We start from the raw sequence: 11,193 nt of genomic DNA, 5'->3' as shown, positions 1-11,193 counted from the left end.
GCCATTGCGTATATACAGAATCACAATGAGATGACATATATGCCTGCCAGTCAACTTGAGCGACTTTGATTGCTTTAACTAATTCTGGGTCATATGAATTATGTTCAAAGCTAGCGTCCAAGTATTTGGAAAGATCTTCTTTTGCTGATTCGAGTTCTACTGATGCACACTGGTTGATTTGGAGTGTATTTAAAGCATTATCGCAATCTATCGGGGCATTTTCACCTGCAATAGAAGTGATAGAAACCATGCAAGATAAAGCTAAAATTAGTCGACTTTTCATCATTTTCCTCTAAAGCACATAACGCCCAATTAAGGTGCGATAACGCTATAAAACCTGAGCTAAACCATTACGCCGTAAACACAAAATTCAAATCGGAGTAAAATCGGCAAGCGTTAGGAGTCACTCTTAAATTGTTTGTTAGGCTTTGATCCTACCGTTATTCAATAACCCCAGTCATAACCATCAGAAGAATAGGCCCTAGTAAAACAACCACACTAGCAAGCAAACAAAGTAATGAAATACCAAATACTCGCCAATTTGAATGAAACTCAAATTCGCTCGAAGCATTAATGTCATTTTTTTCCATTTGGTAAGTCTTAACAACATACCGTGCAATTACGATATAGACAGCCGTAAACGCTGAGCTCGGTACATTTTCTGGTAAGAATGGCATTAAAATGGCCAGTGCGAAAATGAATAACGCGCCATATTTTAAAGTGTTTTTTCGACCACTTTCATTTTTCAGAGCGATAAAATTGGCATAAATAAAATACACAAGACCAACAGGACCACCTAAAGTACCACACGCCACCTGAGTTGGTGAGTAGAGTCTTTTTGCGCCTTCAATGTTATAACTTGAATTAACCAAACTGTTTGATGTATCCATATACATAATCCTTTACTTCACTAACCTCTCATTTCACCGTACGACCTTGTGCCAATTTTTAAATGAAGGTGCTACTGCTACGATAAAATATAAAGACAGAATACTCGCATAGGATAGACACACCAAATGTGACACCTGCTAACTTATTAATTATTAATATGAAACTTTAGATTGCGTAAAAGCCTAACGCCCAATTAAGGTGCGACAACGCTATAACACCCAAGATAAACCATTGCACCGTAAACACAAATTTCAAATCGGAGTAAAACCGGCAAGCGTTAGGAGTCACTCTTAAATTGTTTGTTATGGGGCGACTCACAACTTACATACACAACATGTGCAACCTGTGAGTTATGTGAAACATTACACATAACAATAACAGTATTAGAGTTACGTTTATCGAGAAATTTAACGTTTACGGAGAAAATAATGCCATATTTCATTATTAACAAAAACCCACAACAAAATGGTGACCATGAAGTGCACGAAAAAGACGCAGGCTGTCAGCACTTCCCAAATACTGAAAATCAAATTGACTTAGGTTTTCATCCATCCTGTCAGAGTGCTGTAGCAGACGCCAAAACTCGCTGGCCGAATAATAGAATTAATGGCTGTTACTACTGTTGCCGACCATGCCATACTAGCTAAGACAAGTATACAATGGGGCTACGATAGCCCCATAACGCCCAATTAAGGTGCGACAACGCTATAACACCCAAGCTAAACCACTACACCGTAAACACAAATTTCAAATCGGAGTGAAATCGGCAAGCGTTAGGAGTCACTCTTAAATTGTTTGTTAGAAGCCACTATCAACACAAATATGGGACTAACATCACATTTAAATAGAATGAAAGACTGTAAGCCTGTATTATGGCGGAAATTTTTTAGAAGACCTATCTACATGAAAAAAATACTACCTACAGTAATCGCTCTTTCTATCACTGGTTGTTCTACCATTTTCAATGGCTCAACAGACGATGTAAACCTTCGAGCTCTAGGCACTGATGATCGCACAACAGAATGCATAATTAAATCTAATGGTGCGGAATATTTTGCAAATGGTCGTGTTGACTCTGTATCAGTCGACCGTGATTCTGATGATTTATTTATCCGTTGTAACAACGAAACGCAAGAAGGTATTGAAACAGTTGAGCCTGAATTTATGGGCGGATACCTATTCCTCGATATCTTATGGGATGCTTGTATATTAACACTTTCATGCCCAATCGATTTAGCAACTGGTAATTTCTATGATTACCCAGACAACATCTCAGTTGAGATGAAAAATAAAGATGGTTCAGAAAACAGCTTGCTGCTTGCTCATAAGGAAGAAGAAGCCATAAGAATAGAGAAAGAAAAGGCTGAAAAGAAGCAGAAATCCGAACAAAACCGTAACCGAAGTCGTGGTCACTAGTATAAACGAATACTCCTATGTGGTTATATCACGTCGATATAACCATTGTGGCTTATAACGCCCAATTAAGGTGCGACAACGCTATAAAACCTGAGCTAAACCATTGCACCGTAAACACTAATTTCAAATCGGAGTGAAATCGCCATGCGTTGGGAGTCACTCTTAAATTGTTTGTTATGTTTATTTAGCCTAAGGCTTCAGGCACTTAATTGCGTCACTTACCGTCTCAAATTGAATTTTAGTCAAACAGACTTCAGCAAGACAAAATTCGTGACATTGAATCAATCTAGATGCATCTTCTGCTGAGATCTGGACTGAGTTTCCAACCAAGTTAACCACTGTTGAAGCATCTGAAATCAATGAATATACAAAGCCTTCAGAATCGATTACTCGATCATCTGAGCTAAAAATCAGCCCCACACATTCACAGTTCAAGTCAGTTTCTGAGCCCAAATAAATGAGCTCATCGTCACCATCCAACTTCAGGATACAAGGCCAATTGACCATGAATTTCTCCAATAAACATAACGCCGCGTTAAGTAGTGAGCAACGCTACCACCTGACTTAAACCATTGCACCGTAAACACAAAACTCAACTTAGACTAAAAATGCCAAGCGTTGAGAATCTGTCTTAAACGCTTTGTTATGGCTCATTTTTTGCGATTGAATATGAGTAAATATTACCTTGCAGCTTGAGTTCCTCATAACCACCATCGCATACAACACCAGTAATTCCATCAAGTTCTAGTGAAATATCTATGCCATAGAATTGGAGAATTTCGCGAGCAATAGTATCGGCTGACTGTCCAACCCAATTAGGATTATTTTTACGAATAGGAAACTCTTGCCCAGAGTGCTCTTTCAACACATATTCAGAATTCGCTGGAATTATATATTCAAAGTTAAATAATCGTGATATTCGGTCTGCAAATGCTATATAAGATATGAAATGATTAACATTGCGCCCTTTGTCTGCATGCTTAAAGCCATTATTTACCATAGCTGTAAAATTATTGTAATGGTGAACAAAGTCAGCCTCAACCTTAATTCGTTCAAGTAAAGTTCCTCGCTGCAAAAAGCAAACACCATGAGCGCGCTCTAAACTATCGAGCAACTTATAAAACTCTTCCAAGCGATATTGATTAGACTGCACTGAATATGAATTATTGGCAACTTTCACCGCTTTGACTGACGAGATTGCAGCTAAACAAGTAAACACGGCTGTCAATAATGTAGCAATTGATACAATCAAGTTATCCATAGCCAAGACGAGTTCTATATTTTCTATTACAAGTTTCAAGTAAACCTCTACCTTCTGAGCCATAACGCCGCGTTAAGTGGTGAGCAACGCCAACCACCCTGCCTAAACCATTGTGACATAAACACTTAAATTGAAGTAAGCCGAAAACGCCATGCGTTGGGAATCCGTCTTAAACGCTTTGTTATATGCCTTGTTTTACGCCAATTTCTTTATGCATATTGTAGCTCATTACTTGATAGCCAACGCTTGAATATAGTGACTTAGCAGATGAATTGTGATTAAAAACGTGCAGCCCTAAGCTTGTTGCACCGAGGTCAGCTGATACAATTTCAATACAGCTAAGGGCTGCTTTGGCATAGCCCTTCCGACGATAGCCCTCGTATATTCCGATATCATATATAAATGCTGATTTCGTATGGCTATGAGTTTCGATTTTCACCCAAATATAACCCACATTGCTACTAGTCTTATCTACAACAATGTTAAATAGGTAGTTTCCCTCGCTATTTAGACCATCAGGTAAAAGACGCGCGTAAGCCTTTTTGGAACGTTCCAAAGCTTCGGATTTATCCCACCAACCGGATTTTACATTGTCATTCGCATAGGAAGGGATAACCATTTCCAAATATTCTGAGAATGTCTCTGAATTCATAGCTTTTAGCGAAACTTCCATACTATCCACTTTCTCCAATCTGCATATAACGCCCAATTAAGGTGCGACAACGCTATAAAACCCAAGCTAACCCACTGCACCGTAAACACAAATTTCAAACCGGAGTGAACTCGCCAAGCGTTAGGAGTCACTCTTAAATTGTTTGTTAGTTTTGCGTGCCAAAGTTACACAATGATTGCTTAACGCTCATTTTAAGACCATAATACACATGTGACATTTTGACACAAAAGGAAATTACATTATGGCGACTACTTTGCCCCGCATCACTGCTAGAGTTGATGTCGATACACAATACTTACTGACAAAAGCTGCGGCAATTGCAGGCATGTCTAGTATTAACTCATTTGTTCTAAGTGCTGCTATCGAAAAAGCCAAGCAAGTTATTGAACGTGAACAAGCCCTTAAGCTTAGCCAAGCTGATGCTATGTTACTTATGGATGCTTTAGACCGTCCTGCAGCAATCAACACAAAATTGAAAACTGCTTCTGAACGTTACGAGAGCAAAACTCAATGATGAACACGGTACTTCTAGAAAAAGCAAAACATGATAGAAATCGGTTCAACTGCGGTATTGAAGCTCTTAATAACTACCTGAAAGTAATGGCGAGTCAGCAAGCAAAGAAAGACAACACCAGAACATTCGTTTTAGAAGATGATAACGATAGCTCGCATGTCATTGGTTTTTATACACTAACAATGACACCAATCGACTTGAAGGCTTTACCCGACAAGCTACAGAAAAAACACCAATCATCGACTTCTGGTGGTCTAATTGCCCGTTTAGCAGTCGATGAACGCTACAAAGGTAAAGGCTTTGGCGAGTGGCTCCTTATTGATGCACTTAGAAAGCTACTAGCAGCCAGTGATAGCGTCGCATTCCCTGTAGTTATTGTTGACGCCAAAGACGGAGCAAAAAACTTCTACGAGAGATATGGCTTCCAAGCGTTTCAAGATGCAGAAAATAAACTCTTTATTACCATTTCTGATGTAAGAGCGAATTTAGGCTAGTTGACTGCCTGCCTCCTAGCAAACTAACGCCGCATTAAGGGGTGAACAACGCCTCCACCCGACCGAAAGTATTGTACCGTAAACACTAAATTTGAAGTAGATACAAAAATGCCAAGCGTTGAGAATCCCTCTTAAATGCTTTGTTATATTGCTCGCACGACAAAGCCAAGTTTAGCGCCAAGATGCTGAATTGGTTACAAATCTACTGGCTTTGAACTCAGAAGAAAAATGGATAGTTCGAAACTCAATCATAGACAATAAAGCACACTTGGCTAAGAAGCGAAATGCGCTGAAATTGGAGAAATTTGAGTAGCCTGAGTGACAAAGAATTCGACCGAGAAACCTGACGACAAAGCGCGCTGAAACCACAATTTTCAATGAAGTTTCCACGAAAAAGAAGCCGCGCAAAATGAACTTGAGCCAGCAAAACTTATTAATGAGGAGACTTGCGTGACGTTGCACCTAAATTAACCGACATTCTTTCTACGTGCGATGGTCATTTTGATGGCAACTTTCACGAAAAGAACAGGTGTGTAGTTTGGACGCAGAACAAAGATAAACGGATAATTTAACCCTTTGAATCTTATGCAATATAACGCCGCGTTAAGTAGTGAGCAACGCTACCACTGAACCTAACCATACCACCTTAAACACCAAACCCAACGATGGAATGAAAATGCCAAGCGTTGGGAATCTGTCTTAAACGCTTTGTTATGTGCGTTTTTTCAACTGTTCCGTGACAACTTTTACCCATTCGATTTGGTCTTTGTATACTTGAGGTAACGGATGATAATAGGAATATAGAGTTTCCGCTTTTTTCAAACCTACTGGATCAGGACAGTTGATCGCTTCTATTGCCGATTTTGCTAATGATTCAAGAGTTTTATTAACGCCCCAACCATAGATAACTGGTACACCTTGAACAAAGAGAGATTTAAGTTCTTCTCTGCGTTTTCCATCAAAAATTGAGTGTGGAAACATCTTTGATTCGGATGATTTAATAAACTTATATAAATCGTTGGACTTAGGTGTTCTAAGGTCAGATAGATTCAATATCCGTGCATAATCAAAATTTGAGTTATCCATAATTCTCATTATTTGATCCTGAGTTTGGTCTGGCACTGCATCCGAAGCAACAGTATTGTCATCAATGTTATCCAATGGATATGAAGATCCTGGATTCATCATTACGACCATAACATCAGGAGAACTTTGGTTAGAATCGACTCTCTTTATGTCGAGGTACTTTCGACATTTATAGTTACCTTGCTGATAAAATAAACCTGTTACTTCAAATTTGTTTCTCATAGCTTTCCAATTTCCTCCTAGCACATAACGCCCAATTAAGGTGCGACAACGCTATAAAACCTGAGCTAAACCATTACGCCGTAACACAAATTTCAAACCGGAGTAAAATCGGCAAGCGTTAGGAGTCACTCTTAAATTGTTTGTTAGTTGCGTTCTAACCACTCCGAGCGCAACACCCCATATTTGACTGAATCATAATACTCGCCATTGTAATAACGAACTTTTCGCAGCCTAGCTTCTTGCTGAAAACCCAACTTCAAAGCTAATGACATCATTCGAGGATTACCCGACCAAGTAGTAAAACCAACGAGTTTCTTCACACTCCCAGTAACAACTAACCATTCCCACTGGAATATCATCGACTGTAATCAATTGTGAGTCTAAGCCCGATAAAAGGCGCTGAAATGAAGAGTTTTTAAACTGCTCTAAGGATGGATGTGAGTATGGAAAATAAGGACCATTGAACTTAGTCCATTCGTCATTTGAGATAACCAAGGCATGGATAAACTCCAGCTCATTTTCTCTTACAGGTCTAATACTTACTTTCATTTCTTACACGAAACTCCTTGATTCTTTGTAGCAAACTAACGCCCAATTAAGGGGTGAACAACGCCTCCACCCAAACCTAAAGCATTGTGCCATAAACACTAAAACTGAAGTAGAAGCAAAAGTGCCAAGCGTTGAGAATCCCTCTTAAATTGTTTGTTATAAAACAATTTTTCCGTATTGGTAAACATGGTCTGCATACAATTTACCACCGATTTCATAAGCTTCTGGGATAACTTTTTTCAGCGAGAAACCACACTTGGTTAATACTTTCTCTGAACCAATGTTGCCCTCAGTTACGACTGCGTTAAACGTTTGGATACCCTGCTCTTCGCATGCCCAGATTTTAGAGATTCAGTACCGTAACCAAGACCATGGTATTTAGGTTGAATAAGAAAACCAACTTCGGCTGCGCCATCACGCATACGAAAACCAGTGACGCCGATTTTTTCACCAGTTTTATTTACAGTAATAGTTAAGCACAACCAATGCTCAGAAACCTTATTCCACACTGGGAGTCGAGAATTAAAATTGTCCTTAACTTCCTTAGGTGATGGTTCATCAAAACAGAACTTTATTACCGCAGGATCTCGATTTAAAGATTGGTATAAATCCCAGTCTTTCRCTGTGATTTSAGTCATTCCGAGTCTATCCGTTACTATTTTCAAATGCAGAACTCTCCTTGTTTTATAACGCCCAATTAAGGTGCGACAACGCTATAACACCCAARCTRAACCATTGCRCCGTAAACACAAAATTCAAATCGGAGTAAAACCGGCAAGCGTTAGGAGTCACTCTTAAATTGTTTGTTAGGGCACTATTCTCAAAGATGACCATTTTACTAACCACCCTTTTGAATTTACACGACTTTAAACGTTTCTTGTGACCTTTTCGGGTTATGTGTGACACAGCAACCAAATAATGATTCATACCCAAAAGCTGATATGCATTCGTACTTTTCGGGAGCAACTTGTCGGATACCAATTGCCGTTTCTTTCTCTGGCCAGTAGCTCATAGCGTCCAGTGAACTTGTATAAGGTAAATCACCATTGCGAGTGTGCATTATTGCCTGATTTCGAACTTGCCAGTTAATTTCCGGCATTACCTGTTTAAGCTGAGCTTCATAGTATAAATATGCATTAGGATCTCGCTCGTCAGGTGCGAAATAGATAACATCAGCATCATTCAATGGTGTCGCCACCTGAAAACCATGTAGTGCATCCCATACAAGATTTCGGACGAAACCTGCTGCAATATAGCATTGAGGTAAACCCAATTGAGATACACACTTCAAAGCGTTAACTCTAACTGGATCTTGTTTGATTAATTCTACGATTCTGTCCATTTCGCCCTGTGCCCTAACGCCCAATTAAGGTGCGACAACGCTATAAAACCTGAGCTAAACCATTGCACCGTAAACACTAAATTCAAATCGAAGTGAAATCGGCAAGCGTTAGGAGTCACTCTTAAATTGTTTGTTATATTGCCCGCACGACAGAGCTAAGTTTAGCGCCAAGGTGCTGAATTGGCTACAAATCTACTGGCTTTGAACTCAGAAGTAAAACGGATAGTTCGAAACTCAACCATAGACAACAAAACGCACTTGGCTAAGAAGCGAAATGAGTTGTAATTGGAGTCATTCGATTAGCCAGAACGACAAAGAAGTCGAGCGAAAAACCTGACGGAAAAGTGCGCTGAAGCCACGATTTTCAATTTGGCTTCAACGACAAAGAAACCGCGAAAAATGAACTTGAGCCAGCAAACTGACTAACGAGGAGACTTGCGTGACGTTGCAGCTAAATTAACCGCCACACTTTCTACGTGCGATGGTCATTTTGATGGCAATTTTCACGAAACGAACAGGTGTGTAGCTAGAACACAAAACAAAGATAAATGGATAATTTAACCCTCTGAATCTTATGCAATATAACGCCCAATTAAGGTGCGACAACGCTATAACACCCAAACTAAACCATTACACCGTAAACACAAATTTCAAACCGGAGTGAAATCGGCGAGCGTTAGGAGTCACTCTTAAATTGTTTGTTAGCAGCGCAACCCCACGACTGTGACTTGCAACACCCTCACCCTATACATATGCTAAATATTATATAAAGGGGGATTCTATGACAAACACAAAAATCATTGCTTTGACTAGCATTCTTACATTTCTATCACCGATTACAATGGCTGATAAACCTGACTGGGCTGGAAAGGGAAAACCAAACCTTGAAGAGATATCTACCGCTTCTGATTTGAAACAGGTTGAGCGACAGCTAGACGAGCAAGGTGATGAACTTGAAGATCTAATAGAAGTAAAAAAGAAAAAAGCTAAGAAGACCAAAAATAAAAAAGACAAGAAGAAGCTTGAACGTGAACTTGAAAAGCTCGAAGTTAAACAAGACGAAATTGACGACTTGAAGGAAAAGGTAAAAAGTAAGAAATCTGGGTTCGAGAAGCAAAAGGCAAAGAAAGCTGATCAAGTTCAAAATGAGCTAGGTAAAGGCTCAAAGCAAGGCCAAGCAAAAAGAGAAGAAAACAGTAAAAAATGGTGGAAGTTCTGGGAGTAGCTACTGGCAAACAGCTGAGAATAAAACCTTTCAGAGCGATAAATCACTAGCTCTGAAAGTTACTCGTTCTGTAGCTCTACCGACACATACAATACAAAATTTGTGCGGCTGCTAACGCCCAATTAACTTGCGCAGCAACGCAATACAGTGGTTCTGCATTGCACCATAATCACTGAAACTGATTAGAAGTAAAAAGGCCACGCGTTGCAAGTCAGGTTGAATTGTTTGTTATGACTTTGTGCTCACAGTTGGAGTTTGAGCCAACTACACCAAAACCTGTCGAGTTGTTCTGATGTACTTATGCACCAGACGTTCAACCTTCAAATCTACCATTTCAACTGGGCGACAATTATTTGGGCATGGCATACGTGGAGTTGTACCAAAAAGACGACAAATTAATGGTCGTTCTTCATAAGCCTCACAACCATTAGGTCCTAAATGTACGCAGTTATATTCATCTAGTGCGGCTTCATGTTCTGCGTCAGATTTTACGGGTAGTCGCGACATTTCCGTCGAAGATGTTGTTACAGGTCCACAACAGTCATGACACCCCTGAACACATTCAAACGCCGGAATACGCTCGCGAAGGTATTCAATAATTTCATTATTATTACTCATTAATATCTTATCTCTATGCAATACATGAGCATTATAGAACAATAGATAATGAGCTAGAAATAGAGTAAAGAGATAAACTCACCGTGAGTCATAACGCCGCGTTAAGTGGTGAGCAACGCAAACCACCCTACCTAAACCATTGTGCCGTAAACACTAAAGCTGAAGCAAACCGAAAGTGCCGAGCGTTGGGAATCCGTCTTAAACGCTTTGTTAGGTAAAATTTCACGGTTTCGCTGTAACTAAATATTGGCTTATCAAATTTACACCGATAGCAGCTATAGATGCTGGTACTATATACAGCCACAATTCTAGCGTAAACGTAGCACTACCTACCTCATCGAGATTACCTGCCTGCTTAACAATAAAGCTCTGAAGCAAATTAAGTGTGCCTGCAAGTAAACCCGCAACCATGATAAAAATAACGCCAAAGACCCAATTACCATGATATTTGGGCTGAATTGCCTTATAGAAGTAAATCATTACAAATAAAGGGAATAGTCCTGATGCAAAGACTGAAAGATTCACATAACTCATTGTACTCATAGGCTGATTTTGACTCCTTTTACCTAACGCCGCGTTAAGTGGTGAGCAACGCATAACACGGCACCTAAAGTATTGTGCCGTAAACACTAAATTCAAAGCAAACTAAAAATGCCGAGCGTTGGGAATCCGTCTTAAACGCTTTGTTAGGCATTAGCCCACCTTTGATTTCGGAGGGTTCTCTAAGTAAGCCGCCCGATACTCTTTGAAGTAGTACTTTTCCATTTCATTCGGATTATCGACAATAACAAAACCAAGCCTCAAACCACCATAGTTATCGATAATATAGCGATAAAAACAACCACTAGAACCTGTCGCTAAATGCTTTGCGTACTGAAGATATCTACCTTTAATAGATTGTT

15 protein-coding genes and 2 pseudogenes are annotated in these 11,193 nt (G+C 39.6%); 5 read left to right on the top strand and 12 right to left on the bottom strand.

The window, feature by feature from the left end:
- The coding region (locus tag L4C39_RS19350) for a lysozyme inhibitor LprI family protein (protein WP_429747554.1) at positions 1-283 on the bottom strand (283 nt) is incomplete at its 3' end.
- Between the two features lie 157 nt (positions 284-440).
- Positions 441-890 (bottom strand): hypothetical protein, encoded by a 450-nt coding sequence (locus L4C39_RS19345; RefSeq protein WP_429747552.1) that lies wholly within the window; start codon positions 888-890, stop codon positions 441-443.
- Between the two features lie 429 nt (positions 891-1,319).
- Between L4C39_RS19345 and L4C39_RS19340 the strand changes: the two genes are divergently transcribed.
- Positions 1,320-1,538, top strand: a complete 219-nt coding sequence (locus L4C39_RS19340; protein WP_429747550.1) for a hypothetical protein — start codon at positions 1,320-1,322, stop codon at positions 1,536-1,538.
- 256 nt (positions 1,539-1,794) lie between these two features.
- The gene (locus tag L4C39_RS19335) at positions 1,795-2,307 is read left to right on the top strand and encodes a hypothetical protein (RefSeq protein ID WP_017053399.1); all 513 of its coding nucleotides are present in this window, start codon (positions 1,795-1,797) and stop codon (positions 2,305-2,307) included.
- A gap of 189 nt (positions 2,308-2,496) precedes the next feature.
- Here the strand turns inward: L4C39_RS19335 and L4C39_RS19330 are convergent, their stop codons facing one another.
- The 3 genes from L4C39_RS19330 to L4C39_RS19320 form a co-directional block, all read right to left on the bottom strand.
- Positions 2,497-2,814, bottom strand: a complete 318-nt coding sequence (locus L4C39_RS19330; RefSeq protein ID WP_069589216.1) for a DUF4144 domain-containing protein — start codon at positions 2,812-2,814, stop codon at positions 2,497-2,499.
- Positions 2,815-2,950: 136 nt separating this feature from the next.
- On the bottom strand, positions 2,951-3,631 hold the full coding sequence (locus tag L4C39_RS19325; RefSeq protein WP_429747548.1) for a hypothetical protein: 681 nt from the start codon (positions 3,629-3,631) through the stop codon (positions 2,951-2,953).
- 118 nt (positions 3,632-3,749) lie between these two features.
- A complete protein-coding gene (locus L4C39_RS19320; RefSeq protein WP_429747546.1) occupies positions 3,750-4,241 on the bottom strand; it encodes a GNAT family N-acetyltransferase in 492 nt (163 codons plus the stop codon).
- Between the two features lie 241 nt (positions 4,242-4,482).
- Between L4C39_RS19320 and L4C39_RS19315 the strand changes: the two genes are divergently transcribed.
- Together L4C39_RS19315 and L4C39_RS19310 are read left to right on the top strand one after the other, a co-directional pair.
- Positions 4,483-4,755: a type II toxin-antitoxin system TacA family antitoxin gene (locus L4C39_RS19315; protein WP_429747544.1), complete on the top strand. Its 273-nt coding sequence runs from the start codon at positions 4,483-4,485 to the stop codon at positions 4,753-4,755.
- Positions 4,752-5,249 (top strand): GNAT family N-acetyltransferase, encoded by a 498-nt coding sequence (locus L4C39_RS19310; protein ID WP_136996103.1) that lies wholly within the window; start codon positions 4,752-4,754, stop codon positions 5,247-5,249. The genes L4C39_RS19315 and L4C39_RS19310 overlap by 4 nt, the downstream gene beginning before the upstream one ends.
- Before the next feature lie 711 nt (positions 5,250-5,960).
- Here L4C39_RS19310 and L4C39_RS19305 read toward each other — a convergent pair.
- From L4C39_RS19305 to L4C39_RS19290, 4 genes and pseudogenes are all read right to left on the bottom strand, one after another.
- Positions 5,961-6,557, bottom strand: coding sequence for a DUF1643 domain-containing protein (locus tag L4C39_RS19305; protein ID WP_429747541.1), 597 nt, complete (start codon positions 6,555-6,557; stop codon positions 5,961-5,963).
- A 143-nt stretch (positions 6,558-6,700) separates the two neighbouring features.
- A pseudogene (locus L4C39_RS19300) lies at positions 6,701-7,106 on the bottom strand (GNAT family N-acetyltransferase).
- Positions 7,107-7,399: 293 nt separating this feature from the next.
- The gene (locus tag L4C39_RS19295) at positions 7,400-7,744 is read right to left on the bottom strand and encodes a GNAT family N-acetyltransferase (RefSeq protein ID WP_429747539.1); all 345 of its coding nucleotides are present in this window, start codon (positions 7,742-7,744) and stop codon (positions 7,400-7,402) included.
- A gap of 168 nt (positions 7,745-7,912) precedes the next feature.
- Positions 7,913-8,448 (bottom strand): annotated as a pseudogene (locus L4C39_RS19290) (nucleotidyltransferase family protein).
- A gap of 781 nt (positions 8,449-9,229) precedes the next feature.
- Between L4C39_RS19290 and L4C39_RS19285 the strand changes: the two are divergent.
- Complete coding sequence (locus tag L4C39_RS19285) at positions 9,230-9,673, top strand: hypothetical protein (protein ID WP_429747537.1); 444 nt, start codon at positions 9,230-9,232, stop codon at positions 9,671-9,673.
- Between the two features lie 264 nt (positions 9,674-9,937).
- Here L4C39_RS19285 and L4C39_RS19280 read toward each other — a convergent pair whose 3' ends face one another.
- The 3 genes from L4C39_RS19280 to L4C39_RS19270 all read right to left on the bottom strand — a co-directional run.
- Positions 9,938-10,291 carry a YkgJ family cysteine cluster protein gene (locus tag L4C39_RS19280; RefSeq protein ID WP_429747535.1) on the bottom strand — a complete coding sequence of 118 codons (354 nt, stop codon included), beginning with the start codon at positions 10,289-10,291 and terminating at the stop codon, positions 9,938-9,940.
- Between the two features lie 222 nt (positions 10,292-10,513).
- Positions 10,514-10,888: a hypothetical protein gene (locus L4C39_RS19275; protein WP_429747533.1), complete on the bottom strand. Its 375-nt coding sequence runs from the start codon at positions 10,886-10,888 to the stop codon at positions 10,514-10,516.
- Positions 10,889-10,984: 96 nt separating this feature from the next.
- Positions 10,985-11,193, bottom strand: a 209-nt coding sequence (locus tag L4C39_RS19270; protein ID WP_429747531.1) for a hypothetical protein, incomplete at its 5' end; no start/stop codon positions are given.

The organism is Vibrio clamense (assembly GCF_050337905.1).
Classification (GTDB): Bacteria; Pseudomonadota; Gammaproteobacteria; order Enterobacterales; family Vibrionaceae; genus Vibrio; species Vibrio cortegadensis.
The sequence above is the reverse complement of the archived record's forward strand: the minus strand, read 5'-3'. Positions and strand labels throughout refer to the sequence as shown.